This is a genomic window from Caldimonas tepidiphila (genome assembly GCF_003569765.1).
Lineage (GTDB): Bacteria > Pseudomonadota > Gammaproteobacteria > Burkholderiales > Burkholderiaceae_C > Caldimonas > Caldimonas tepidiphila.
This window is the reverse complement of the sequence record NZ_KZ983968.1, coordinates 804-26,054: the sequence shown is the minus strand read 5'-3', so window position 1 is coordinate 26,054 and position 25,251 is coordinate 804. Positions and strand designations below refer to the sequence as shown.

The 25,251-nt window shown below is 71.7% G+C and carries 25 protein-coding genes and 1 pseudogene; 18 read left to right on the top strand and 8 right to left on the bottom strand.

Annotation, left to right across the window (positions count from 1 at the left end; translation table 11 throughout):
- The 3 genes and pseudogenes from D3A59_RS03510 to D3A59_RS03500 form a co-directional block, all read right to left on the bottom strand.
- A pseudogene (locus tag D3A59_RS03510) lies at nucleotides 1–113 on the bottom strand (electron transfer flavoprotein subunit alpha/FixB family protein); the annotation flags it as partial.
- Nucleotides 114–198: 85 nt separating this feature from the next.
- A complete protein-coding gene (locus D3A59_RS03505; RefSeq protein ID WP_119153541.1) occupies nucleotides 199–948 on the bottom strand; it encodes an electron transfer flavoprotein subunit beta/FixA family protein in 750 nt (249 codons plus the stop codon).
- 163 nt (nucleotides 949–1,111) lie between these two features.
- Nucleotides 1,112–2,383, bottom strand: coding sequence for an alpha-hydroxy acid oxidase (locus D3A59_RS03500; protein WP_119153542.1), 1,272 nt, complete (start codon nucleotides 2,381–2,383; stop codon nucleotides 1,112–1,114).
- An 81-nt stretch (nucleotides 2,384–2,464) separates the two neighbouring features.
- Between D3A59_RS03500 and D3A59_RS03495 the strand changes: the two genes are divergently transcribed.
- Nucleotides 2,465–3,364 (top strand): LysR substrate-binding domain-containing protein, encoded by a 900-nt coding sequence (locus tag D3A59_RS03495; RefSeq protein ID WP_119153540.1) that lies wholly within the window; start codon nucleotides 2,465–2,467, stop codon nucleotides 3,362–3,364.
- A 109-nt stretch (nucleotides 3,365–3,473) separates the two neighbouring features.
- On the opposite strand, the gene uraH is transcribed toward D3A59_RS03495, so the two are convergent.
- Nucleotides 3,474–3,827, bottom strand: coding sequence for a hydroxyisourate hydrolase (gene uraH / locus D3A59_RS03490; protein ID WP_119153539.1), 354 nt, complete (start codon nucleotides 3,825–3,827; stop codon nucleotides 3,474–3,476).
- Nucleotides 3,828–3,929: 102 nt separating this feature from the next.
- On the opposite strand from uraH, the gene D3A59_RS03485 reads away from it, so the two are divergent.
- The 12 genes from D3A59_RS03485 (at nucleotide 3,930) to aroQ (ending at nucleotide 15,940) form a co-directional block, all read left to right on the top strand.
- Nucleotides 3,930–4,670 (top strand): GntR family transcriptional regulator, encoded by a 741-nt coding sequence (locus D3A59_RS03485; protein WP_119153538.1) that lies wholly within the window; start codon nucleotides 3,930–3,932, stop codon nucleotides 4,668–4,670.
- A gap of 14 nt (nucleotides 4,671–4,684) precedes the next feature.
- Nucleotides 4,685–5,644, top strand: a complete 960-nt coding sequence (gene puuE / locus D3A59_RS03480) for an allantoinase PuuE (RefSeq protein WP_119153537.1) — start codon at nucleotides 4,685–4,687, stop codon at nucleotides 5,642–5,644.
- 13 nt (nucleotides 5,645–5,657) lie between these two features.
- Nucleotides 5,658–7,439, top strand: coding sequence for a 2-oxo-4-hydroxy-4-carboxy-5-ureidoimidazoline decarboxylase (uraD, locus tag D3A59_RS03475; protein WP_119153536.1), 1,782 nt, complete (start codon nucleotides 5,658–5,660; stop codon nucleotides 7,437–7,439).
- Nucleotides 7,436–8,665, top strand: coding sequence for a M20 family metallopeptidase (locus D3A59_RS03470; RefSeq protein WP_119153535.1), 1,230 nt, complete (start codon nucleotides 7,436–7,438; stop codon nucleotides 8,663–8,665). The genes uraD and D3A59_RS03470 overlap by 4 nt, the downstream gene beginning before the upstream one ends.
- 172 nt (nucleotides 8,666–8,837) lie before the next feature.
- Nucleotides 8,838–9,530 (top strand): TetR/AcrR family transcriptional regulator, encoded by a 693-nt coding sequence (locus tag D3A59_RS03465; protein ID WP_119153534.1) that lies wholly within the window; start codon nucleotides 8,838–8,840, stop codon nucleotides 9,528–9,530.
- Nucleotides 9,531–9,670: 140 nt separating this feature from the next.
- A complete protein-coding gene (locus tag D3A59_RS03460) occupies nucleotides 9,671–10,243 on the top strand; it encodes a TRAP transporter small permease (RefSeq protein WP_119153533.1) in 573 nt (190 codons plus the stop codon).
- Nucleotides 10,244–10,254: 11 nt separating this feature from the next.
- Complete coding sequence (locus D3A59_RS03455; RefSeq protein ID WP_119153532.1) at nucleotides 10,255–11,535, top strand: TRAP transporter large permease subunit; 1,281 nt, start codon at nucleotides 10,255–10,257, stop codon at nucleotides 11,533–11,535.
- Between the two features lie 71 nt (nucleotides 11,536–11,606).
- On the top strand, nucleotides 11,607–12,626 hold the full coding sequence (locus D3A59_RS03450) for a TRAP transporter substrate-binding protein (protein ID WP_119153531.1): 1,020 nt from the start codon (nucleotides 11,607–11,609) through the stop codon (nucleotides 12,624–12,626).
- An 87-nt stretch (nucleotides 12,627–12,713) separates the two neighbouring features.
- Nucleotides 12,714–13,622, top strand: coding sequence for a shikimate dehydrogenase (locus tag D3A59_RS03445; RefSeq protein ID WP_119153530.1), 909 nt, complete (start codon nucleotides 12,714–12,716; stop codon nucleotides 13,620–13,622).
- 37 nt (nucleotides 13,623–13,659) lie between these two features.
- On the top strand, nucleotides 13,660–14,553 hold the full coding sequence (locus tag D3A59_RS03440) for a 4-hydroxyphenylpyruvate dioxygenase (protein ID WP_119153529.1): 894 nt from the start codon (nucleotides 13,660–13,662) through the stop codon (nucleotides 14,551–14,553).
- A 20-nt stretch (nucleotides 14,554–14,573) separates the two neighbouring features.
- Entirely contained in the window at nucleotides 14,574–15,464 is an 891-nt protein-coding gene (locus tag D3A59_RS03435) for a sugar phosphate isomerase/epimerase family protein (RefSeq protein ID WP_119153528.1), read from the top strand.
- A 44-nt stretch (nucleotides 15,465–15,508) separates the two neighbouring features.
- Nucleotides 15,509–15,940, top strand: a complete 432-nt coding sequence (aroQ, locus tag D3A59_RS03430) for a type II 3-dehydroquinate dehydratase (RefSeq protein ID WP_205665095.1) — start codon at nucleotides 15,509–15,511, stop codon at nucleotides 15,938–15,940.
- A gap of 6 nt (nucleotides 15,941–15,946) precedes the next feature.
- Here aroQ and D3A59_RS03425 read toward each other — a convergent pair whose 3' ends face one another.
- From D3A59_RS03425 to D3A59_RS03415, 3 genes are all read right to left on the bottom strand, one after another.
- Nucleotides 15,947–16,849 carry a DMT family transporter gene (locus D3A59_RS03425; RefSeq protein ID WP_119153526.1) on the bottom strand — a complete coding sequence of 301 codons (903 nt, stop codon included), beginning with the start codon at nucleotides 16,847–16,849 and terminating at the stop codon, nucleotides 15,947–15,949.
- Between the two features lie 353 nt (nucleotides 16,850–17,202).
- Complete coding sequence (locus D3A59_RS03420) at nucleotides 17,203–18,309, bottom strand: four-carbon acid sugar kinase family protein (RefSeq protein ID WP_119153525.1); 1,107 nt, start codon at nucleotides 18,307–18,309, stop codon at nucleotides 17,203–17,205.
- Nucleotides 18,306–19,142, bottom strand: coding sequence for a DeoR/GlpR family DNA-binding transcription regulator (locus tag D3A59_RS03415; protein WP_119153524.1), 837 nt, complete (start codon nucleotides 19,140–19,142; stop codon nucleotides 18,306–18,308). The genes D3A59_RS03420 and D3A59_RS03415 overlap by 4 nt, the downstream gene beginning before the upstream one ends.
- A gap of 148 nt (nucleotides 19,143–19,290) precedes the next feature.
- On the opposite strand from D3A59_RS03415, the gene D3A59_RS03410 reads away from it, so the two are divergent.
- From D3A59_RS03410 to D3A59_RS03390, 5 genes are read left to right on the top strand one after another with little or no spacing between them, the layout of a single operon-like run.
- Nucleotides 19,291–20,289, top strand: coding sequence for a Bug family tripartite tricarboxylate transporter substrate binding protein (locus tag D3A59_RS03410; RefSeq protein ID WP_119153523.1), 999 nt, complete (start codon nucleotides 19,291–19,293; stop codon nucleotides 20,287–20,289).
- A 35-nt stretch (nucleotides 20,290–20,324) separates the two neighbouring features.
- Complete coding sequence (gene pdxA, locus D3A59_RS03405; RefSeq protein ID WP_119153522.1) at nucleotides 20,325–21,359, top strand: 4-hydroxythreonine-4-phosphate dehydrogenase PdxA; 1,035 nt, start codon at nucleotides 20,325–20,327, stop codon at nucleotides 21,357–21,359.
- Nucleotides 21,353–22,528 carry a sialidase family protein gene (locus tag D3A59_RS03400; RefSeq protein ID WP_119153521.1) on the top strand — a complete coding sequence of 392 codons (1,176 nt, stop codon included), beginning with the start codon at nucleotides 21,353–21,355 and terminating at the stop codon, nucleotides 22,526–22,528. The genes pdxA and D3A59_RS03400 overlap by 7 nt, the downstream gene beginning before the upstream one ends.
- A 13-nt stretch (nucleotides 22,529–22,541) precedes the next feature.
- The gene (locus D3A59_RS03395) at nucleotides 22,542–23,708 is read left to right on the top strand and encodes an iron-containing alcohol dehydrogenase (protein WP_119153520.1); all 1,167 of its coding nucleotides are present in this window, start codon (nucleotides 22,542–22,544) and stop codon (nucleotides 23,706–23,708) included.
- 31 nt (nucleotides 23,709–23,739) lie between these two features.
- Nucleotides 23,740–24,510: an HpcH/HpaI aldolase family protein gene (locus tag D3A59_RS03390; RefSeq protein WP_119153519.1), complete on the top strand. Its 771-nt coding sequence runs from the start codon at nucleotides 23,740–23,742 to the stop codon at nucleotides 24,508–24,510.
- Nucleotides 24,511–24,616: 106 nt separating this feature from the next.
- Here D3A59_RS03390 and D3A59_RS25790 read toward each other — a convergent pair whose 3' ends face one another.
- Nucleotides 24,617–25,186: a YceI family protein gene (locus tag D3A59_RS25790; RefSeq protein ID WP_170162292.1), complete on the bottom strand. Its 570-nt coding sequence runs from the start codon at nucleotides 25,184–25,186 to the stop codon at nucleotides 24,617–24,619.
- Nucleotides 25,187–25,251: the final 65 nt, after the last annotated feature.

Sequence of the window (25,251 nt, the reverse complement as noted above, 5' to 3'; positions counted from 1 at the left end):
CCCGCCACCAGCACGTGCACCTCGCCGCCGCAGGCCGCAGCGGCCGTCACGGTGTTGAGCGTCGCGCCCTTGATCGATCGGTTGTCGTGTTCAGCAATCACGAGTGCAGTCATCTTCTCTCTCCGTCGCCCCCACCGCGCCGGCGGCAGGCAATGTGTTCACGAATAGCGTTTCACGCGAGGCCGCTCGGCCTGCGGCTCAGAGCACCTTGGCTTCGTTCTTCAGCTTGTCCACGAGCGTGGCCACGTCCGGCACCTTCACGCCCGCGCCGCGCTTGGCCGGCTCCGAGACCTTGAGCGTCCTCACCCGCGGCGCCACGTCCACGCCCAGCGCGTCGGGCTTGACGTTCTCCAGCGGCTTCTTCTTGGCCTTCATGATGTTGGGCAGCGTCACGTAGCGCGGCTCGTTCAGCCGCAGGTCGGTCGTCACGATCGCCGGCAGCCTGAGCTTGACCGTCTCCAGCCCCCCGTCGACCTCGCGCGTCACGGTTGCGAAACCGTCGGCCACCTCGACCTTCGAGGCGAACGTCGCCTGCGGCCAGTCCAGCAGCGCCGCGAGCATCTGCCCGGTCTGGTTGCAGTCGTCGTCGATCGCCTGCTTGCCCAGGATCACGAGCTGCGGGGCCTCCTTGTCGACCAGCGCCTTCAAGAGCTTGGCCACCGCCAGCGGCTGCAGCTCGGCGTCCGTCTCCACCAGAATGCCCCGGTCCGCGCCGATCGCCATCGCCGTGCGCAGCGTCTCCTGGCACTGCGCCACGCCGCACGACACCGCCACCACCTCCGACAGCGCCCCCTTCTCCTTCAGGCGCACCGCCTCCTCCACCGCGATCTCGTCGAACGGGTTCATGCTCATCTTCACGTTGGCAATGTCCACCCCCGTGCCGTCCGACTTCACCCGAACCTTCACGTTGTAGTCGACCACGCGCTTGACCGGTACCAGTGCCTTCATTCGAATCTTCCTTTGCCGACAGGGAAAACAGGGAGCGGCCTGCCGCCGCGGCGGCAGCGGGGCAGGGCGCGGGAATCGGGCCGGGGCGGGCGGCGACGCCGGCCCCGCGCATGTGAAAACGCCGATTGTCTCAGGGCGGCGCGCCCTGCCGCCAGCAGGCCCCTCAGGCGCCGCTGCGTTGCGGCAGCACCGGCGGCTCGCGCAGCATCAGGTGCTGCGGCCCCAGCTCGTCGAGCCGGTTGATGCCGAGCAGGCCCATGTCGGCACGGATCTCGGCGCGCAGCAGGGCGATCGCGTGCGCCACGCCGGCCTCGCCGCCGACGGCCGCGGCGTAGTTGAAGGGCCGGCCGACGAAGGCGCAGCGCGCACCGAGCGCGAGCGCCTTGAGCACGTCGGTGCCGCGGCGAAAGCCGCTGTCGACCATCACCGCCATGTCGCCCGCCACGTCCACCACCTGCGGCAGCACGCGCAGCGGCGCCACCGCGCCGTCGAGCTGCCGCCCACCGTGGTTCGAGACGATCACACCGTCCACGCCGATGCCGCGCGCGATGCGCGCGTCCTCCGGGTGCAGGATGCCCTTCACCACCAGCGGCCCCTGCCAGCGGCGCCGGATCAGGCGCAGCTCCTCCCAGTCGAGGTGCTCGCGGCCGGCGAAGTCGCGCATCACGTCGCGCGCGACGAGCGGCGCGCCGCGGCCGCTGGCGTCGGCATTCTCGAAATGCGGCATGCCGTGGCACACCAGCGTGCGCAGCAGGGTGCCGATCGACCAGCGCGGGTGCGTCAGCCCGTCCCACAGCAGCCGCAGGTCCGGGCGCAGCGGGGTCCTGAAGCGGTTGCGCACGTTGTTCTCGCGGTTGGGCACCACGGCCGAATCGACGGTCACGACCAGCGTCGTCACGCCCGCGCGCGCGACGCGGTCCACCAGCGCCGCGATGCCTGCCGAGTCGCGCGGCAGGTAGGCCTGGAACCAGGTGCCGGGCGCGGCTTCCACCACCTCCTCGAGCCGGATCAGCGAGGAGGCGCTCAGCGCCATCGGGATGCGCGCGGCGGCCGCGGCGCGCGCCTGCGCGAGGTCGCCGCGGTAGGCGGTGAGCGAGCTGATGCCCATCGGCGCGATGCCGAAGGGCGAGTCCCAGCGCTGGCCGAACAGCGTGATCGCCTGGCTGCGCGCCGTGACGTTGACGAGCGCGCGCGGCACGAAGCCGATCTCGTTGAACACCGCGCGGTTGTCGCGCAGCGAGGCATTGGTCTCGGTCGCGCCGGACACGTAGCCGAACAGCGGCCGCGGCAGGCGCCGACGCGCCGCGGCCTCGAAGTCCTCCAGCGACAGGAAGCGGCGCAGCCGCCGCGGCGGGGCGACGGGCGCGGGGGAGGCGACGGCGGCGCGCGGCGCGCCGGGCAGGGCGGTGGTCTCGGACACGGGGCAGGTCTCCATCTGCATGCGTTCGAGGAACTCTAGGGGTGCGCGATCCTCGTGCAAAACTACGATTTCTCGCTTCCTGCATGAGTTTTCGGAATGGACAACATCCACCGCCTGACGCCGTCGATGTCGATGCTGCAGGCCTTCGAGGCGGCGGCGCGCCACCTGAGCTTCACGCGCGCCGGCGAGGAGCTGTCGCTGACGCAGAGCGCGGTCAGCCGCCAGATCCAGGCGCTCGAGGCGCTGCTGGAGGTGGAGTTGTTCCGCCGCTCGGGGCGCCAGCTCGCGCTCACCGAGGTCGGGCGCATGTACGCGCACGACATCGCGCCGGCGCTGGCACGCATCCGCGGCGCGAGCGCGCGGGCGCTGGCCCTGCGCGGCGGCGTGGCGCAGCTGAACCTGTCGGTGCTGCCGACCTTCGCGTCGCGCTGGCTGCTGCCGCGGCTCGCCGACTTCTACGCGCGCCATCCCGACACGGTGGTGCACCTGCACACCCGCGCCGGCGAGTACGCGCCGCAGCAGCACGGCATGGACGCGGCGATCAACGTCGGCGTCGAGCCCTGGGCCGGGCTGATCTCGCACCGGCTCGCGGACGAGGAGATGGTGGTGGCCGCGAGCCCGGCGCTGCTCGCGCGGCAGCCGGTCGCGTGCCCCGAGGACGTCGCGGCGCACCGGCTGCTGCACATCGCGATGCGCTCGGAGGGCTGGCGCGAGTGGTTCACGCAGCAGCGCGTGCCGGTGCGCCGGATGCGCGGCGGGCCGCACTTCGAGGTCACGCTGCACCTGATCCAGGCGGCGGTCGCCGGCGTCGGCATCGCGCTGGTGGCGCGCTGCCTGGTGGAGGAGGAGCTGCGCGACGGCCGCCTCGTGCTGCCGCCGGTGCCGGGGCTCGCCGGCCGGCGCGGCTACTGCCTGCTGTACTCGCCGGACAAGGCGCATCTGCCGGCGCTGCAGGCCTTCCGGGACTGGCTGCTGCCGCAGGCGACGCTTTCGTGAGCGCGCGGCGAGGCGGGCGCCCCGGCGCAGGCAGCATGCGCAGCCGGTGCGGGCGTCGCTGCGATCAATCTGTATACACTTTTGATTGAAAACCGGTCCCGCCGGCCTTTCAACTGCCGCGGTAGGTCGAATACGACCAGGGGCTCGCGAGCAGCGGGACGTGGTAGTGCTGCCCCGGGTCGGCGATGCCGAAGTCCAGCGGCACCTCGTCGAGGAAGGGCGGCTCCGCCAGTGCCGCGCCCCGTGCCCGGAAGTAGGCCGCGACGCCGAAGACGAGCCGGTAGCGCCCGGCCTGCAAGGCCTCGCCTTCCAGCAGCGGCGCGTCGGCGCGGCCGTCGCCATTGAGCGTGACGGTCTTCAGCAGGGTCGCGGCGGAGCCCTCGACGCGGTAGAGCGAGAGGCTCATGCCGGCCGCGGGACAGCCGTGGGCGGTGTTGAGCACGTGGGTGGTGAGGCGTCCCATGCGGGTCCTTTCGAGTCGGGGAGGGCGGCAGGCCGCGGGCGGCTTGCGGCGGTGGCAAAAGTGTATACACTCTCGACGACAATTCAAGCTCGCCGACCTCCGATGCCCTCCCCGATCCAGAAGCCGTTGCCGCAGCCCCGGCCCCGCAGGCCGGCGCGCGCCGGCATCGCGGCGGAGGCCCCGAGCAGCACCCAGCGCATCGTCGAGGCGATCACCGCCGCGATCGTCGAGCGCCGGCTGATGCCGGGCACCAAGCTCGCCGAGCAGAAGATCGCCGACCTGTTCCAGGTCTCGCGCACCATCGTGCGCCAGGCGCTCAACCAGCTCAGCCGCGACCGGCTCGTGACGCTGGAGCCCGCACGCGGCGCGCGCGTCGCCCGCCCGAGCGCCGACGAGGCGCGCCAGGTGTTCGAGGTGCGGCGGGTGCTCGAGGCGGCGATGATCCGCCGCGCCGCCGGGGCGCTGACGCCTGCGCAGATCGCCGAGCTGCGGCGCCACCTGCAGCACGAGCAGGCCGCGGTGCAGCGCGCCGACGTCTGCGGCCGCACCCGGCTGCTCGCCGACTTCCACGTCGTGATCGCGCGCATGCTCGGCAACGAGGTGATGGCCGACATGCTGGCCGACCTCGTGACGCGCTGCTCGCTGATCGCGCTGATGTACCAGTCGGCGCACTCGGCCGGCCACTCGTCCGACGAGCACGTCGCGATCGTCGACGCGCTCGAGCGGCGCGACGCCGATGCCGCGGCGAAGCTGATGCAGGAGCACCTCGACCATGTCGAGCGCACCCTGCGGCTCGAGCCGCCCGAATCCGACCTCGCCGACGCCCTGCTGCCCTTTGCCTGAACCCGGAAGCCCCCATGCCCCAGCCTCCCGCCCCGCCCGGCTACCCCCGCGACCTGATCGGCTACGGCCGCAAGCCGCCGCACGCGCAGTGGCCGGGCGGCGCCCGCATCGCGCTGCAGTTCGTCCTCAACTACGAGGAGGGCGGCGAGAACTCGGTGCTGCACGGCGACTCGGGGAGCGAGCAGTTCCTGTCCGAGATGTTCAACCCGGCCGCCTACCCGGCGCGGCACCTCTCCATGGAGGGCATCTACGAGTATGGCTCGCGCGTGGGCGTGTGGCGGCTGCTGAAGGAATTCGAGCGCCGCGGACTGCCGCTGACGGTCTTCGGCGTGTCGATGGCGCTGGAGCGCCACCCCGAGCTTACCCGCGCCTTCGTCGAGCTCGGCCACGAGATCGCCTGCCACGGCTGGCGCTGGATCCACTACCAGAACCTGGACGAGGCCACCGAGCGCGAGCACATGCGCATCGGCATGGAGATCATCGAGCGGCTGACCGGCGAGCGCGCGCTCGGCTGGTACACCGGCCGCGACAGCCCCAACACGCGCCGGCTCGTCGCCGATTACGGCGGCTTCGAGTACGACAGCGACTACTACGGCGACGACCTGCCGTTCTGGCTCAAGGTGCGCAGGACCGACGGCTCGCTCGCGCCGCACCTGGTCGTGCCCTACACGCTCGACACGAACGACATGCGCTTCGCGCTGCCGCAGGGCTTCTCGCACGGCGACGAGTTCTTCGAGTACCTGCGCGACAGCTTCGACGTGCTGTACGAGGAGGGCGAGGAGGCGCCGAAGATGCTGAGCATCGGCATGCACTGCCGGCTGCTCGGCCGCCCGGGTCGCATGCGCGCACTGCAGCGCTTCCTCGACCACGTCGAGCGCCACGACCGCGTCTGGGTCTGCCGCCGCATCGACATCGCGCGGCACTGGAAGCAGGTGCATCCCTACGACGAGACGAGCGCCTTCGAGTGGCGCTGACAGGACCCCCGAGATGCCGACCCTGGACCAACTGAACGCCGCCGCAGCCGACGAGGCGCTGGCCCTGCTCGACGGCCTGTACGAGCACTCGCCGTGGATCGCCGAGCGCGCGCTCGCGCAGCGGCCCTTCCGCTCGCTCGCGCATTTGAAACGCGCGATGGTGGAGGTGCTCGCCGAGGCTGGGCGCGACGCGCAGCTCGCGCTGATCCGCGCCCACCCCGAGCTCGCCGGCAAGGCCGCGGTGGCCGGCACGCTCACCGCCGAATCGACCCACGAGCAATCGAGGGCCGGCCTCACGCACTGCTCGCCCGAGGAGTTCGCGCGGCTGCAGCAGCTCAACGCCGACTACAACGCGAAGTTCGGCTGGCCCTTCATCCTCGCGGTGCGCGGCCCGCGCGGCACGGGCCTGGCGCGGCGCGAGATCATCGAGACCTTCGCGCGCCGGCTCGACGGCCACCCGGAGTTCGAGTTCGCCGAGTGCCTGCGCAACATCCACCGCATCGCCGAGATCCGCCTGAACGACAGGTTCGGTTTCGAGCCCGCGCTCGGCAACGAGGTGTGGGACCTCGCCGAGCGGCTCGCGCGCCACTCCGACCCGGGGCACGCCGAGCAGGGCCGGCTCACCGTCACCTACCTGACCCGCGCGCACCTGGCCTGCCAGCGCGAGCTGCAGCAGTGGATGCGCGAGTTCGGCTTCGACGAGGTCGGCGTGGACGCGGTCGGCAACGTGGTGGGGGTCTACCACGGCAGCGACCCCGGCGCGAAGCGGCTGCTGACCGGCTCGCACTACGACACGGTGCGCGACGGCGGCAGGTACGACGGCCGGCTCGGCATCCTGGTGCCGATGGTCTGCGTGCGCGAGCTGCACCGCGCGGGCCGGCGCCTGCCCTTCGGCATCGAGGTGGTTGGCTTCGCCGAGGAGGAGGGCCAGCGCTACAAGGCCACCTTCCTCGGCTCCGGCGCGCTGACCGGCCGCTTCGACCCGGCCTGGCTCGAGCAGCGCGATGCCGAGGGCGTGACGATGCGCGAGGCGATGCGGGCCGCGGGCCTGCCCGGCACGATGGAGGCGATCGCGGCGATCGCGCGCGATCCGGCCCGCTACCTGGGCTTCGTCGAGGTGCACATCGAGCAGGGTCCGGTGCTCGCCGAGCTCGACCTGCCGCTCGGCGTCGTCGCGTCGATCAACGGCAGCGTGCGCTACCAGTGCGAGCTGGCCGGAACCGCGAGCCATGCCGGCACCACGCCGATGAACCGCCGCCGCGACGCCGCCGCCGCCGCCGCCGAGCTCGTGCTCTACGTGGAGGAGCGTGCGTCGAGCGCGCCGGACCTCGTCGGCACGGTCGGCATGCTCGAGGTGCCCGGGGGCTCGGTCAACGTGGTGCCCGGCCGCTGCCGCTTCAGCCTCGACCTGCGCGCACCAACCGACGAGGCGCGCGACGCGCTCGCCGCCGACGTGCTGGCGCAGCTCGAGGCGATCTGCGCGCGCCGCGGCCTGCGCTGCCACGTCGAGGAGACGATGCGCGCCGCCGCCGCGCCGAGCGCCGCGGCCTGGCAGGCGCGCTGGGAGCGCGCCGTCGAGGCGCTCGGCCTGCCGGTGCTGCGCATGCCCAGCGGCGCCGGGCACGACGCGATGAAGCTGCACGAGCTGATGCCGCAGGCCATGCTGTTCCAGCGCGGCTTGAACGCCGGCATCAGCCACAACCCGCTGGAGGCGGTGAGCAACGACGACACTGAGCTCTGCGTCGGCGCCATGCGCACGCTGCTCGAACAACTGGCCGAGGAGACGCCGCGATGAATTCAGCCCATGAACGGCTCGACGCCTGGATCGACGCGCACTTCGACGAGCAGGTGCGCTACCTGCAGGCGCTGGTGCAGGTGCCGACCGACACGCCCCCGGGCAACAACGCGCCGCACGCCGAGCGCACCGCGGAACTGCTGGAGGACTTCGGCTTCGGGGCCGAGCGTCACCCGGTGCCCGAGGCCGAGGTGCGCGACTACGGGCTGCAGTCGATCACCAACCTGATCGTGCGTCGCCGCTACGGCGAGGGCGGACCGGTCGTCGCGCTCAACGCGCACGGCGACGTGGTGCCGCCCGGCGAGGGCTGGCGGCACAACCCCTACGGCGGCGAGATCGAGGACGGCCGGCTCTACGGCCGCGCCGCCGCGGTCAGCAAGAGCGACTTCGCGACCTACACCTTCGCGACACGCGCGCTCGAGTCGCTCGGCGTGCCATTGAAGGGCGGGGTGGAGCTGCACTTCACCTACGACGAGGAATTCGGCGGCGAGCTGGGGCCGGGCTGGCTGCTGAAGCACGGCCTCACGAAGCCCGACCTGCTGATCGCCGCCGGCTTCAGCTACCAGGTGGTGACCGCGCACAACGGCTGCCTGCAGATGGAAGTCACGGTGCACGGCAAGATGGCTCACGCGGCGATCCCCGACACCGGCGTCGACGCGCTGCAGGGCGCGGTCCGGATCCTCGACGCGCTCTACCAGCAGAACGAGCTCTACAAGCAGGTCACATCCAGGGTCGAGGGCATCAAGCATCCCTACCTGAACGTCGGCCGCATCGAGGGCGGCACCAACACCAACGTCGTGCCGGGCAAGGTGACCCTGAAGCTCGACCGCCGCATGATCCCCGAGGAGAACCCGGCCGAGGTCGAGGCCTCGATCCTCCAGGTGATCCAGGAGGCGGCGGCCGGCTTCCCCGGAATCACGGTCGAGATCCGCCGCCTGCTGCTGGCGAACTCGCTCAAGCCGCTGCCCGGCAACGAGCCGCTGGTGCGGGCGCTGCAGAAGCACGGCGAGGCGGTGTTCGGCGAGCCGATCCCAACCTCCGGCACGCCGCTCTACACCGACGTGCGGCTGTACTGCGAGCGCGGCGTGCCGGCGGTGATCTACGGCGCGGGCCCGCGCACGGTGTTCGAGTCCAACGCCAAGCGCGCCGACGAGCACCTGGTGCTGGAGGACCTGCGCCGCGCGACCAAGGTGGTGGCGCGCACGCTCCACGACCTGCTGGCTTGAGCGGCGGGCCGGGGCCGGCTCGCGGCAGAGGGCGGTGCGGGCCCGGGAGTGGTCTAATTTCCGGGCTGCGGCGCCGCCTGCCCGGGTCGCCCCGCTGCGGGGACGATAGGATGCGCAGGCGGCGCACGGCCGCCGCTTTCTCCCCGCCACCTCCCGACTTGCAGACGACGCGATGCTTTCAGACACCCCTAACGAACTGGTCCGTAAAGCCGGGCGGCCCGCCCGGGCGAAGGCCGAGGGCGCGCGCGTCAACGACCCGGAGCGCACCATGCAGGACATCCTGGAGGTGGCGACCAGGGAGTTCGCCGCCAAGGGGCTGAGCGGCGCGCGCATCGACGAGATCGCCGCGCTCACGCGCACCAGCAAGCGGATGATCTACTACTACTTCGGCAGCAAGGAAGGCCTCTACATCGCCGTGCTGGAGGAGGCCTACCGCCGCATCCGCAGCATCGAGAACCAGCTTCATCTCGAGGACCTGCCGCCGGAGGACGCGCTGCGCAAGCTCGTCGCCTTCACCTTCGACTACCAGCTCGCGAACCCGGACTTCATCCGGCTCGTGATGACCGAGAATATACACAACGGCGAGTTCCTCGCGCAGTCGCGCTCGATCCAGGACCTGAACGTGCCGGCGATCCACGCCGTGCAGGCGGTCTACGAGCGCGGGCGGGACGCCGGGCTGTTCCGCGGCGACATCGATCCGGTCGACCTGCACATGTCGATCAGCGCGCTGTGCTTCTTCAACGTCTCCAACCGCCACACCTTCTCGCTGATCTTCAAGCGCGACCTGTGCTCGGCGGAGGCGCTGGCGACCCGGCGCAGCAACATCGTCGAGATGATCGTGCGCTACGTGCGCAAGCACGACTGAGGCTTTTATAAGTAGAACTACTGACGGGGAAATCCCGGGCAGAGAAAACTAACCAGTTCGTACATTATTCGGTCTCATCAGACTCGGGCCCGGGTGCGTTCCCCATGCGCTGCCGGCCCGGGCCTCCGAAGGAGACGGATGTGACGAAGCTGCTGGAGCGGTACTGCCGCTTGCTCGAGGGCGTGATGGTCGCGATGCTGGCGATCATGGTGGTGCTGGTGTTCGGCAACGTCGTGCTGCGCTACGCGTTCAACTCCGGCATCACGGTGTCGGAGGAGGTCGCGCGCTGGCTGTTCGTGTGGCTGACCTTCCTGGGCGCGATCGTCGCGCTGAAGGAGCACGGCCATCTCGGCACCGACCTGCTCGTGTCGGCGCTGCCCGCCTGGGGCAAGAAGCTGTGCCTCGTCGCGAGCCAGCTGCTGATGCTCGGCGTCACCTGGCTGCTGTTCTCCGGCAGCCTCGCACAGGTGAAGATCAACGCCGACGTCCAGGCCCCCGTCACCGGCGCCTCGGTCGCCATCTTCTACGCCCCGGGCGTCTTCTTCGCGGTCTCCGCCGCGGTGCTGCTGCTGCTGCAGATCGTGCGCACCCTCACCGGGCAGGTGGACGACAAGGAGCTCGTGATGGTGCAGGAGAGCGAGGACCTCGCGCAGCTCGAGGAACTGCACCTCGCCGACGCACCCTCCGCCGCCACCCCCGCGGCCAAGCGCTGAAAGGACCCGCGATGACCGTCTTCATCTTCCTCGGCTCGTTGCTCGGCGCGATGGCCATCGGCGTGCCCATCGCCTTCGCGCTGCTGCTGTCGGGCGTGGCGCTGATGTGGCACCAGGACCTGTTCGACGCGCAGATCCTGGCGCAGAACGTGATCAACGGCGCCGACAGCTTCCCGCTGCTGGCCGTGCCCTTCTTCATGCTCGCCGGCGAGATCATGAACGTCGGCGGGCTGTCCAAGCGCATCGTGAACCTGGCGCTGACGCTGGTCGGCCATGTGCGAGGGGGCCTGGGCTTCGTCACCATCCTCGCCGCCTGCCTGATGGCGGCACTCTCGGGCTCGGCGGTGGCCGACACCGCGGCGCTCGCGGCGCTCCTGCTGCCGATGATGGTCAAGGCCGGCCACGACAAGGCGCGTGCCGGCGGCCTGATCGCCTCGGCCGGCATCATCGCGCCGATCATCCCGCCCTCGATCGGCTTCGTCGTCTTCGGCGTCGCGGCCAACGTCTCGATCAGCAAGCTCTTCATGGCCGGCATCGTTCCCGGGCTGATGATGGGCATGGCGATCGCGCTGGTGTGGTGGTGGGTGGCGCGCCGCGAGGGCAGCACGCCGCCGCCGAAGGCGAGCCGCGCCGAGCAGCTCAAGGCGCTGCGCGAGTCGACCTGGGCGCTGTTCCTGCCGGTGATCGTGCTCGTGGGCCTGAAGATGGGCGTATTCACGCCCACCGAGGCCGCGGTGGTCGCCGCCGTCTACGCGCTCTTCGTCGCCACCGTCGTCTACCGCGAGATGAAGCTCGCGCAGCTCTACCACGTGTTCCTCGCCGCGGCGAAGACCACCTCGGTGATCATGTTCCTGGTGGCCGCCGCGATGGTCTCGGCCTGGCTCATCACGGTCGCCGACCTGCCCGGCGCGATGATCGAGATGCTCGGCCCCTTCATGGACCACCCGACGCTGCTGCTCGTGGCGATCATGGTGCTGCTGATCGCGGTGGGCACCGCGATGGACATGACGCCGACGATCCTGATCATGGCGCCGGTGCTGATGCCGGTGGTCAAGGCCGCGGGGATCGACCCGGTCTACTTCGGCGTGCTCTTCATCATGAACTGCGCCATCGGCCTGATCACGCCGCCGGTGGGCACCGTGCTCAACGTCGTCGCCGGCGTCGGTCGCATGAAGATGGACCAGGTCGCGCGTGGCGTGCTGCCCTTCATGGCCGCGCAGTTCGCGGTGATGTTCCTGCTCGTGGCGTTCCCGTCCATCGTCCTCGTGCCGATGCGCTGGCTCACCAGCTGAGGCGTCTTCGTTTCCCCCAAGGGTCGGCCGTCGCCGGCCCTCCACTTCCCTACCTCAACGAGGAGACAAGCATGAACAAGATCACCCGCCGGGCTTGCCTGGCCCTGTCGGTCGGCGCCGCCGCGCTGCTGCCCGTGACCGCCGCGTTAGCCCAGGACATCAAGGAGCGCACGATCAAGTTCGCGTTCCAGAACCAGAAGGGCCATCCGCAGGAGATGGGCGCACAGAAGTTCGCCGAGCTGGTCGCGCAGAAGTCCGGCAACAAGATCAAGGTGCGCCTCTTCCCGGGCGGCACGCTCGGCGGCGACCTGCAGACCGTCTCGGCGCTGCAGGGCGGCACGGTGGAGATGACGGTGCTCAACGCCGGCATCCTGAGCGCGCAGGCCAAGGAGTTCGCGGTCTTCGACTTCCCCTTCCTGTTCAACAACGCGCAGGAAGCCGACGCGGTCACCGACGGCACCTTCGGCAAGAACCTGTTCGCCAAGCTCAACGACAAGGGCCTGGTCGGCCTCGGCTACTGGGACCTGGGCTTCCGCAACCTCACCAACAGCAAGCGCCCGATCAACAAGGTCGAGGACATCGCGGGCTTGAAGATCCGCGTGATCCAGTCGCCGATCTACATCGATCTCTTCAACGCGCTTGGCGCCAATGCCACGCCGATGCCCTTCCCGGAGTTGTACCCGGCGCTCGAGCAGAAGGCGGTCGACGGCCAGGAGAACCCGGCGACGGTGATCCGCTCGGGCAAGTTCAACGAGGTGCAGCAGCACCTGGCGCTGACGAACCACATCTACAACACCCAGGCGCTGCTGATCAGCAAGAAGCTCTGGGACGCGATGAGCGCCGACGAGAAGAAGATCATCAACGAGGCCGCCGCGGCCGCCACCACCTTCCAGCGCGGCGTGTCGCGCACGCAGGCCAACGTCGCGCTTGACGACCTGAAGAAGTCCGGCATGCAGGTGACCGAGTTCAGCCCCGCGGAGATGGCGCGCCTGCGCGAGAAGGTCAAGCCGGTGATCGAGAAGCACACCGCGGCCGTCGGCGCCGACACCGTCAAGGCGATCAACGCCGAGATCGCCAAGGTCCGCAAGTAATCCCTCCCCGCAGCACGCAGGCGGGCGGCGCCCCCCGATCCGCCGCCGCCCGCCTGCGCTCCCCGTCCCCCCACGCATCCCGCATCCATGAGCACGATCCTGGCCGAGGCCGTTTCCTCCAACCCGCCTGTCGCCGAGCGCAAGGCCCTCGTGGGCCTGATCGGCAGCGGCATCCAGCGCTCGCTGACCCCGGCGATGCAGGAGGAGGAGGCGCGCCAGCAGGGCCTGCGCCTGCACTACCAGCTCATCGACCTCGACCGCACCGGCTCGGGCGTCGAGGCGCTGCCCGCGCTGATCCAGTCGGCGCGCACGATGGGCTTCACGGGCCTGAACATCACCTATCCCTGCAAGCAGGCCGTCCTCCCGCTGCTCGACGAGCTCTCCGAGGAGGCGCGCGCGATGGGCGCGGTCAACACGGTCGTCAACCAGGGCGGGCGGCTCGTCGGCCACAACACCGACGGCTCGGGCTGGGCCTGGGGTTTCAGGCGCGCGCTGCCCGGCGCCGACCTCTCGCGCGTGGCGCTGCTCGGCGCCGGCGGCGCGGGCTCGGCGATCGCGCATGCGCTGCTGCGCCTGGGCGCTGCCCGGCTGACGATCGTCGACAGCGACGCGGCGCGCGCCGCGCAGCTCGCCGAGGCGCTGAACGCGCTCTACGGCCCGCGGCGCGCGGCCTTCGGCAGCGACATCGCTGCGGCGATGGCGGACGCCACCGGCCTGGTCCACGCCACGCCCACCGGCATGGACAAGCTGCCGGGCATGCCGCTGCCGGCCTCGCTGCTGCGCCCGGACCTGTGGGTGTCCGAGGTCGTCTACTTCCCGCTCGAGACCGAGCTGCTGAGGACCGCCCGCGCGCTCGGCTGCCCGGTCTGCGACGGCGGCACGATGGCCGTGGGGCAGGCGGTGGGCGCCTTCGAGCTCTTCACCGGGCTGAAGGCCGACCCCGAGCGCGTCGAGGCGCACTTCCGCCGCCTGATCGACGAGCGCGCCGGCCGCTGAACCCTTCCCGCGAACCGCATCCTTCCCGGAGCCCGCCATGACTGCCATCCCGACCGACCGCGAAGCCATCGGCCAGCTGCCCAACCCGCTGGGCCTCGACGGCATCGAGTTCATCGAGTTCTCGACCTCCAAGCCGCAGGCCTTCGGGCAGGTGCTGGAGATGATGGGCTTCAGGCCGGTCGCGCGCCACCGCTCGCGCGAGGTGCTGCTGTACCGGCAGGGGGAGATGAACATCATCGTCAACGCGCACGCCAGCGGCGTGCCGCAGGCGGTGCAGCCTGCGGAGACGCCGGTGATCGCGGCGATCGCGCTGCGCGTGCGCGACGCCGCCGCCGCCTACCGCCGCGCGCTCGACCGCGGCGCCTGGGAGGTGCCGGTGCGCGTCGAGGTGATGGAGCTGCACATCCCCGCGATCCACGGCGTGGGCGCGAGCCGCATCTACTTCGTCGACCGCTACGAGAAGTTCTCGATCTACGACGTGGACTTCACGCCGATCCCGGCCACCGACCCGAGGCCGACGGCGATCGCCGGGCTGCACTGGTTCGGCGTCGTGCAGTACATCGGCCCCGGGCGCACCGAGGACTGGACCGAGTTCTATGCCGAGCTGTTCGGCTTCGCGGCGCTGCCCGACGAGCAGCGCTTCGGCATCCTGCCCAAGGGCCGCGTGCTGCGCAGCCCCTGCGGCCGCTTCTACCTGCAGCTGATCGAGCCGCTGGTCGACGCGCTGGAGATCGACCAGGACGAGACGCTGCACCGCATCGCGCTCGGCACGCCCGACGTGCTCGCGGCGGTGCGCGAGCTGCAGACGCGCGGCATCGAGTTCGTCGAGTCCGGCGCGGTGCACACCGAGACGCGCGGCGCGCTCACGCAGAGCTACCTCGGCGGCGCGAGCTTCGAGCTCGTGCAGCACGACGAGCCGCCGGCCCGCTGACCTCAACCCAGGAGCGAGCGATGAACATCGACGACTTCGGCATGGACACCATCTCGCTGGCCGGACCGCTGGAGGCGAAGCTGCGCGCGGTGCGCGAGGCGGGCTTCTCGCAGATCATGCTGCAGGCCCGCGACCTCGTCGGCCACCCCGACGGCATCGACGCGGCGGTCGCGGCGGTCAAGGCGAGCGGGCTGCGCGTCACCGGCTTCCAGGTGCTGCGCGACTTCGAGGGCCTGTCGGGCCACCTGCACGACTACAAGGTCGACATCGCGAAGTCGATGCTCGAGATGTGCCGCGCGGTCGGCGCCGACGTGCTGCTGGCGTGCTCGTCGACCTCGCAGCACGCCACGGGCGACCTGGACGCGATCGCGCGTGACCTGCGCAAGCTCGCGATGCTGGCGGTGCCGCTGGGCATCCGCGTGGCCTACGAGGGGCTGTCGTGGGGCCGGCACGTCAACGAGTTCACGACCGCTTGGGAGGTGGTGGCGCGCGCCGACTGCCCGAACCTGGGGCTGGGCTTCGACTCCTACCACGCCTTCGCGACCAGCACCCCGCTCGACGCGCTCGACGACGTCGATCCGGGCAAGATCTTCTTCGTGCAGCTCGCGGACTTCATGTTCAACGAGCTGCGCACGCCCGAGGAGCGCATGACCACCGCGCGCACCTTCCGCGTCTTCCCCGGCGAGGGCGTGCACAGCGAGCAGATCGCCGAGGCCGTGGTGCGCCTGGACCGCATGGGCTACCGGGGCGACTACAGCTTCGAGGTCTTCAACGACGACTACGTGCAGCTGCCGCTGCCGGTGGTGGCGCAGCGCGCGCGCGCCTCGGCCGAGTGGCTCGCCGAGGACATCCTGCGCCGCTCGGTGCCGCTGCCCAACCGCATGCGCCTGCGCGGCCAGGCCGCGGCCTGACCCGACCGAGAACCCCTGCAACGAGAAGGAAGCCCAACGTGAAGATCCTGCTGCTCAACGGCCCCAACCTGAACCTGCTCGGCACCCGCGAGCCCGCCGTCTACGGCGCGACGACGCTCGCCGACGTGGAGCGCATGGTGCGCGAGGACGGCGAGCGGCTCGGCGTCCCGGTCGACTGCTTCCAGAGCAACCACGAGGGCGCGCTGGTGGACCGCATCCATGCGGCGCGCAGCGAGGGGGTGGACTTCATCCTGATCAATCCCGGCGCCTACACGCACACGAGCGTCGCGATCCGCGACGCGCTCGCCGGCGTGGCGATCCCCTTCGTCGAGATCCACATCAGCAACGTGCACAGGCGCGAGGCCTTCCGCCACCACTCCTACCTGTCGGACGTCGCCGAGGGCGTGATCGTGGGCCTGGGCGTGCAGGGCTACCGGCTCGCGCTGCAGTACGCGGCGGGCCGGCGTCCCGCCTGAGCCCCTTCAGCCCGCCGAGGGGTCCGCGACCGCGACGACCCGGCGCTGCTCGCGCCCGCTGAGCCAGGTGCCGGCGGCGCCGCACACCGCGATCACCGCGATGCCGACGACGGACCACAGGTCCGGCGCGTGCGAGAACACGAGCCAGCCCGCCAGCGCCGCGAAGGCGATCTGGAAGTAGAGGAAGGGCGTCAGCGTGGCCGCCGGCGCGCGCCCGTAGCCGAGGATCAGCAGGAAGTGGCCGAGCGTGCTGAACACGCCGATCAGCAGCAGCGCCGCCCAGTGCGGCCCCGGCAGCGTCTGCCACGCGAAGGGCAGGGCGAGGCTGGAGAGCGCGACGCCGACGCAGCCGGTGTAGAAGTGCATCGTGCCGGCGTCGTCGGTGCGGGCCAGCCGGCCGGTCAGCAGCTGGAAGGCAGCGTTGCAGGCCACCAGCGCGAGCGGCATCAGCAGCGCCCAGTCGAAGTCCGCCGCACCCGGGCGGATCACGACCAGCGCGCCGACGAAGCCGCCGCCGACGCAGGCCCAGCGCAGCGGCGAGACGCGTTCGCCGAGCGAGCGCGCCGCGAGCAGCGTGATCAGCAGCGGCGTGAGCATCAGGATCGCGGTGAACTCGCCCACCGGCATGTGCTTCAGGCTCAGGAAGCCGAGCACGCTGCAGAGCAGCAGCAGCACCCCGCGCGCGAACTGCAGCCAGGGGTGGCGGGTGTGCAGCAGCGCGCGCCCGCGCTTCGGTCCCAGCGTCGCGACGGTGGACACGACCTGGAACAGGTAGCGGAACCACATCACCATCGCCACCGGCACCAGCGTGCTGAGGAACTTGGTGGTGGTGTCGAGCGCGGCGAAGAAGGCGACCGCGGCGATGACGAGCGCGATGCCCCGCTCGTGGGCTCCGGTGTGCGTTCGCATGGCCGGCTCAGCCCTTCGCGCCGACCCCGGCGCAGCGGCGCGGGACGGGGGGCGCCGCAAGGCGCCCGCGAGCGGTCGGAGCGTTCGGCGCCGGGACGGGAGGCATTCGGGGATCCTTCGTTTCGATGTGCTGCGGGGGCCGCGATGGTGCCTCAAAACGGCGTTTCGCGCCGCCGCTCATGACCGGCGGCCGCATCCCGTGGCTTCGATGTACAGGCCACGGCGACCTCCGCGCCGCGGGCGTTCCGCGTCTCCCGGCGGCGCTTTCGCTCCGGCCCGCAAGGCAGTCTCCTGCCTCGATGGGCGGCGAGTCGGCGGCCCGGCCACGGCGTCCCTTCACGGCCGGCCGGGCTTCACGCCAGGCCGTCCAGCACCTGCTCCAGGTCGCGCGGCCCGCCGAAGGCGCCGGAGCGGGTGTGGCAGACGACGCCGTCCCAGCAGCCGCCGAGCATGCGTGCGCTGCCCCAGCCGGTGCGCTGCAGCGGCTGCTCCGAGCTCAGCGCGTGCGCCCCGAGCGCCTGGCACAAGGCCAGCAGCGTGTCGCCGCCCACCACCACGGCCGTGCGGGGGCGCGGGGCGTGGGTCGCGATCAGCGCGGCCTGGCGCGCGAGTAGGGCGGCGGCCTCGGCGGGCGTCATCTCGATCTCCGGCGACAGGTCGAGCAGCGCCGGGTAGGCGTCCCGCGCCCGGCACAGCGCGGCGGGGTCGCCGGCATGCAGACAGTCCGGCGCGCGCGCCGACTGCCGCAGCACGCGCCACTGCTCGCGGGACACGGGATGGTGGCTGGCGCTCACGAGCATCACCGGACCCGGCGCCGCGTCGGGCGTGGTGCGCGACGCGGGTGGCGGCGGCGCCACGCTCCGCGCCATCGCATGCGCGAGCCCGGCGCTGCCGCACCACAGCAGCCGGCGCGGCGCGCGGCGGGCGGCTGCCGCCACCGCGTCGAGCTCCTCGTCGCTGCGCACGTCGGGCACCCAGGCTGCTGCGGTGCCGGCCGTGCCGGGCTCGGGCAGCGCGCTGGCGGCCTGCCAGCCGCGCTCGCGCAAGGCCTCGGCGATCGATTGGGGGCCCACCGCCGAGCGCTCGCCGCCGGGGCGCAGCCACCATTGCCGGCCGCTCTCGGTGATGCGCGCCTGCGCCGGGAAGGCGGGCGCGAAGACCAGCGCGCCGAAGCCGCCGGCGCGGGCCACGTGGTCGACCTCGTCGAAGGTGTTGCCGCGCAGCAGGCTGTCCACCTTCTTGAAGGCGATGTCGGCCTCCGCGAGCCAGGGCAGCAGCGGCGCCAGCAGCTGTGGCAGCCGGTGCGCCGCCACGTCGCGGGTGGCGGTCGCGACGATGTCGACGGGCGCCGGCGCGCCGGGCCCGGGGTGCCCCAGGTGGACCGGCACGCCGGCGCCGAAGGCCGCGGCGCAGTCGAGCGCGCCGGTCAGGTCGTCGGCCAGGATGCGCACGGTCTTCATGCCTGGGCCTGCACCACGGTCAGCCTGAGCTCCAGAGCGCGCAGCCGCTCCTCCTCGGCCGCCGGCAGGCCGCTGTCGGTGACGATCTCGTCCACCGCGTCGAGCAGCGCGACCTGCATGAAGGCGCGCGGCCGGAACTTCGACGAGTCCACCAGCAGCCGCGTGGTGCCGGCCGCGCGCATCAGCGCGCGCTTGACCGCGGCCACGTCCGCCGAGGTCTCCGAGATCACGTCCTCGGTGACCGCGTGCGCGCCCATCAGCAGCACCTCGGCGCGCAGCGCGCCGGCCTGCTCGATCAGCGTCTGCCCGATGATCGTCGTGCTCGCCGGCCGCAGCACGCCGCCGAGCATGTGCACCTGGATCACCGGCGACTTGCCGAGCAGCTGCGCGATCGCCAGGTCGTTGGTCACCGCCGTCAGCGGGATGTTGCGCCGCACCGTGGCGCGCGCCGCCTCGAGCACCGTGGTGCCGCTGTCGAAGATCACGCTCTGGCGCGGCAGCAGCGCGTCGGCCGCGGCCTGGCCGATCGCCGCCTTCTCCCGCGGCGAGAGCTCGGCGGCGGCGCTCGAGTCGGGCTCGAAGGTGCTGTATTCCTGCGCCTGCTGCCGCAGCAGCGCGCCGCCGTGCGTGCGATCGACGATCCCCTCGGCGGCCAGCGCGTCCAGGTCGCGGCGCAGCGTCGAGATCGAGGCTCCGAGGGCCTGCTCGAGCTGGCCGATCGTGACCGCGCCGTGACGCCGCAGGAAGTCGACGATGCGCTGGCGCCGCTGCAGCGGCATCAGCGGCGACACCGACGCCTCGGGGCTCGGGCTGAGATCGGGACTCAAGGACATGCGCAACTCCGGCTACTTGCTGCCCCAAATGCTACCGCAAATGACGCTCGATGATTCTTATTGATCGTTTATGAAGTTTTGTGGTTGAATTCGTTCGCCTTCTTCCACAGTCGTTCAACTTCGGGAAGAGCAAACCAGGAGACAAACCATGATCGGTCAGAAAAAAGCAACCCGCCGCCACCTGCTCGCCGCCGCCGCCTGCCTCGCCGCCGGCACGCTGGGTCTCGCCGGCCCCGCGCTCGCGCAGACGGCGTTTCCGAGCAAGCCCATCACCTTCGTGGTGCCCTACCCGGCCGGTGGCGCCAACGACATGCTGGGACGCCTGATCGGTCAGAAGATGGGCGAGGCGCTCGGCGCCATGACCCTGGTGGAGAACAAGCCCGGCGCCGCGGCGCTGCTGGGCGCCGCCGCGGTGGCGCGCGCCCCGGCCGACGGCCACACGCTGCTCGTCGGCGGCCTGGCCACCCACGCGGCCAGCCCCCACCTGCTCAAGGCCGACTACGACCCGCTCAAGGACTTCGAGCCGGTGGGCCTGATCGGCAGTGCCCCGATCGTCGCGATCACGTTCAACGAGTCGTCGTTCAAGACGCTCAAGGACGTGGTGGACGCCGCGAAGAAGGACCCGCGCGGCGTGATGTACGGCTCCTCGGGCAACGGTTCGCCGCTGCACCTCGCGGGCGAGCTGTTCGTGTCCCTGGCCCAGGTCGAGATGACGCACGTGCCCTACAAGGGCGGCAATGCGCACATCCTCGACCTGATCGGCGGGCGCGTGCCGGTCATCTTCGACACCGCGACCAACGCGATGCCGCTGATCAAGAGCGGCAAGGTGCGGCCGCTCGCGGTCTCGACCCCGGCGCGCCTGGCCGACCTGCCGAGCACGCCCACCTTCGCCGAAGCGGGCTACCCGCAGTTCGAGTTCTCGGCCTGGTACGCGCTGTTCGCGCCGGCGAAGACGCCCAAGGACGTGGTCGCGAAGCTGTCGGCCTCGCTGTCGACCGCGCTGAAGCAGCCCGAGGTCGTCGGCCGGCTCAACAACGTCGGCGTCACCGTCTCCACCGGCGAGTCGGCCCCGCTCGCGCGCTTCGTGCCGGTCGAGTACGAGCGCATCGGCCGGCTGATCAAGACCGCCAACATCCGGGCCGACTGACCGGTCGCCCCCTCACCCCCCGCATGGAAAGCAGCATGACAACACCGATCCGACTCGCGTTCACGATGGGCGATCCCGCCGGCATCGGCCCGGAGATCGTCGCCAAGGCCACCCGGGAGATGGCCGGGCTGGTGCGCTCGGGCCGCGCCGAGTTCATCGTCCTCGGCAGCGCGGCCGCGCTGGCGCAGGCCGAGGCGGCGCTGGGCCTGGCGGCCTCCGAGGCCGGGCGCCCCTTCTATCGCATGGTCGACGTCGGCCCGGTCGAGGCGCCCTGCGTCACCGGCCGGGTTTCCGCGGCGGGGGGGGAGTGGGCCTACCGGGCGGTCGCGGCCGCGGTCGGGCTGGTGCAGGCCGGCGAGGCCGACGCCATCGTCACCGGCCCGCTGTCGAAGGAGGCGCTGCACATGGCGGGGCACCTGTTCGAGGGCCACACCGAGCTGCTCGCGCACCTGACCGGCCAGCGCGACGCGGTGATGATGCTCGCGCACGGCGACATGCGCGTCACGCACGTGACGACCCACTGCGCGCTCGCGGACGTGCCGCGCCGCATCACGCCCGAGCGGCTGCGCCGGGTCTTCGACGTCACGCTCGACGCGATGCGCGCGCTCGGCATCGAGCAGCCGCGCGTGGCGGTGGCCGGCCTCAACCCGCACTGCGGCGAGGGCGGCATCCTCGGCACCGAGGACGAGCGCATCATCGCCCCGGTGATCCGGGAGTACGCCGAGCGCGGCCTCAGCGGCCCCTGGCCCGGCGACACGGTGTTCATCAAGCTGCGCGCCAAGCAGTTCGACGCGGTGGTCGCGATGTTCCACGACCAGGGCCACATCCCGGTCAAGCTGCTGGGCTTCCAGGTCGACCCGGACAGCGGCGCCTGGCACGCGATCAGCGGCGTCAACATCACGCTCGGCCTGCCGATCCTGCGCACCTCGGTCGACCACGGCACCGCCTTCGACATCGCCGGCAAGGGCGTGGCCAACGCCGACAGCCTGATCGAGGCGGCCGAGTACGCGCTGAAGCTGATCGCGGGCCAGCGTGCCGCGGCGGCCGCGGAGGTGGCCCAGGCATGCTGAACGGTCTGCTGCAAACCCACCCCGAGGACCCGGCGCGCGAGGTCGCCGACCTGCCCTCGCCCCGCGTGCAGGCGCACGCGGCCAACCTGATGGAGCTCGCCGACGGCACGCTCTGCTGCGCCTGGTTCGGCGGCACGATGGAGGGGCGCTCGGACATCTCGGTGTTCATGTCCCGGCTCGAGCCCGGCGCGCGCCGGTGGAGCGCGCCGGTGCAGCTCTCCGACGACCCCGAGCGCTCCGAGCAGAACCCGGTGCTCTTCCCCGCGCCCGACGGCGCGCTGTGGCTGCTGCACACCGCGCAGACGGCCGGCCACCAGGACAGCTCGGTGGTGCGCCGGCGCGTGTCGAGCGACGGCGGCCGCAGCTGGGGTCCGACCGAGACGCTGGAGGCGGCGCCGCCGGGCACCTTCGTGCGCCAGCCGATCCGCGTGCAGCCCGACGGCAGCTGGCTGCTGCCGATCTTCAACTGCCGCTCGATCCCGGGCCGGGCCTGGGACGGCAGCCTCGACGACAGCGCCGTGCTGCGCTCCACCGACCGGGGCGCCTCGTGGCAGCGGGTGTCGGTGCCCGACAGCCTCGGCTGCGTGCACATGAACATCGTCGCCGCGAGCGACGGCGGCCTGCTCGCCTTCTTCCGCAGCCGCTGGGCCGACCATGTCTACCGCAGCCGCAGCGACGACGGCGGCCTCACCTGGCAGCCGCCGCAGCCCTGCGGGCTGCCGAACAACAACTCGTCGATCCAGGCGCTGCGGCTGGCCGACGGGCGGCTGGCGATGATCTTCAACGCCAGCAGCGCGGCCGATGCGCAGGGGCGGCGCGAGTCGCTCTACGACGAGCTGGAGGAGCCGGCCCCGGCCGCCGCCGGCCAGGCCGGGGCCGACGACAGCCCGCCGCCGGCGCGGCGCGCCTTCTGGGGCGCCCCGCGCGCGCCGCTGACGCTGGCGCTGTCCGGGGACGACGGCCTGAGCTGGCCGTGGCAGCGCCACCTCGAGGTCGGCGACGGCTGGTGCATGAGCAACAACTCGGCCGACCGGCTGAACCGCGAGTACTCCTACCCGTCGATCCGGCAGAGCGCCGACGGCGCGCTGCACCTGGCCTACACCGTCTTCCGCCAGCACATCCGCCATGTCCGGCTCATGCCGGACTGGGTCACGCAGACGAGCGAATGAAGGAGGCTCACCGATGAGCACGAACCCCTACACCCTCCTGAACCCGGGCCGCGTCCACGCCGGCGCCGGCAGCCTCGCACAGCTCGCGGAGCTGGCCGGCTTCTTCGGCGCGCGCCGCGTGTTGGTCGTCAGCGACAAGGGCGTCGCGGCCGCGGGCCTCGTGGACGCGCCGTGCCGCGCGCTGGAGGCCGCCGGCATCCGGGTGACGCTGATCGACAGCACGCCGCCGGAGCCCGAGGTGCGCGACGTCGAGGCGATCCTCGAGTCCGCGCACGCCGCCGGCAGCTTCGACCTGGTGGTGGGCATCGGCGGCGGCAGCGCGATGGACGTGGCCAAGATCGTCGCCGTGCTGCTCGCCCACCCCGTGAGCCTGCGCGAGCTGCTGGGCCGCAAGGCGGAGATCCCCGCGCGCGGCCTGCCGACGATCATGGTGCCGACGACCGCCGGGACCGGCTCGGAGGCGACGCCGAACTCGATCATCCTCGTGCCCGAGGACGCGCTCAAGGTCGGCATCGTCAGCGCAAAGCTGATGCCGGACGCGGTGATCCTCGACCCGCTGCTCACGCTGACGCTGCCGGCCGCGGTCACGGCCTCGACCGGCATGGACGCGCTCACCCATGCGATCGAGTGCTACTGCTCGCGCAAGGCCAATCCCTTCAGCGACCTGTACGGCCTGGAGGCGATCCGGCTGATCTCGCGCAGCATCCGCCGCGCCGTCTCGGACGGCCGCGACGTCGCGGCGCGCGAGGACATGCTCACGGGCGCCTACTGGGGCGGCGTGTGCATCGCCACCTCCAGCACCACCGCCGTGCATGCGCTGGCCTATCCGCTCGGCGGCAAGTACCGGGTGCCGCACGGCCTCTCGAACGCGATCCTGCTGCCCTCGGTGATGGCCTTCAACCTGGAGGGATCCGAGCGGCGCTTCGCGGCGATGGCGCGCGCGATGGGACTGGACGTGGACGGCATGGACGATGCCGCCGCGGGCGCGGCCTTCGTGCAGGCGCTGCGCGAACTCAACGCCGATCTCGGCATCCCGTCCTCGCTGCGCGAGCTCGGCATCCGGGAGGAGGATCTCGACGGCCTCGTCGACGGTGCGGCCAAGGTGACCCGCCTGCTGGACAACAACCCCCGGCCGATGAGCCGGGACGACATGCGTGCCCTCTACGCGGCGCTGCTGTGAAACCGATCGACGACAGAGGAGGAGACGAAGCATGAACGACTCGCTGCCCCGCAACAGCTTCCGCCAGGCCCTGCTGGAGAACCGCCGCCAGGTCGGCCTGTGGGTGACCTTCGCCCATGCGCCGATCGCCGAGGCGCTGGCCGACTCGGGATTCGACTGGCTGCTGTTCGACATGGAGCACAGCCCGACCGACCTGCACCAGATCGGCCAGCAGCTGCTGGCGGTGCGCGGCCGGAACGTCGCGCCGGTGGTGCGCGTGCCGATCCTGGACATGGCGTGGATCAAGCGCGTGCTCGACGCGGGCGCGCCCAACATCATGGTCCCGAACGTGCGCTCGGCGGCCGAGGCGCGGGAGGCCGTCGCCTACACGCGCTTCGCGCCCGAAGGCCTGCGCGGGGTCGCGGGCAGCACGCGCGCCGGCAACTACACCCGCTACAAGGACTACATGGCGCGCGCCAACGAGGAGATCGGCGTGATCGTGCAGATCGAGTCGCGCGAGGCGCTGGAGGACCTCGACGCGATCTGCCGCGTCCCCGGCGTCGACGCCGTCTTCATCGGCCCCTCGGACCTGGCGGCCAGCCTCGGCTACCGGGGGCGCTCCGGCCACCCGGAGGTGCAGGCCCTGATCGCACAGGCCTTCCGCACCGCCAACGCGGCGGGCAAGGCCGCCGGGGTGCTCGCCGCCGACGGCCGGGCCGAGCACTACTTCGAGGCCGGCGCGACGATGGTCGGCGTCGGCACCGACCTGCACCTGCTGATCGCCGGCGCCGACGCGGTGGCCGCGCGCTACGCGAAGGCCTGATCCCCGCGGCCGTGCGCCGGCGGCCGGGAGGCCGCGTGGCGATCCCGCGCGGCCGGCTCTCCCGGTCGCCGCCGGGCCGCGTCATCGCGCCCGTGCGCCGGCCGCCTTACTGCCGCACGCCCTCGGCCTGGATGACGAGGCGCACGGCGTCGGGCATGCCCATCTTCAGGCCCCAGTCCATGCCCCACTGGCTGCGCTGCAGCGTGGCCTCGAAGTCGCCGCCGCAGACCTCGCGCTTGAGCATCGGGTTCTGGTAGCAGTTGAAGCGCGTGGCCTTGAGCGTCAGCGGTTGCGTGCGCCCCAGCAGCGTGAGCTGCCCCTGCACCTCGCTGAGCCTGTCGCCGTCGAAGACCAGCCTGTCCGACACGAACTTCGCGCTCGGGTGCTGGGCGGTGTTGAAGAAGTCCGCGCTCTGCAGGTGCTTGTTGAAGGGGGCGGTGCCGGTGTTGATCGAGCCGGTGTCGATCGTGACCTCCAGCCGCCCGGTCTTCGCCTCGCGGTCGAGCTGCACGCTGCCTTCCTTGCGGTCGAAGCGGCCGCGGTTGGTGGAGGTGCCGAAGTGGTCGATCTCGAAGGTGACGAAGGTGTGCGTCGGGTCGAGCGCGTAGGTGGCCGGGGCGGCGTGGGCCGAGGCGGCAACAGCCGACAGCGCGGCGATCAGCAGGGTCTTCTTCATTGTGAAGGCTCTCTCTCTTTTGCGTAGGGATGGAAGGTGGGGGAGGGGGGAGGGCGCGCGCGGCC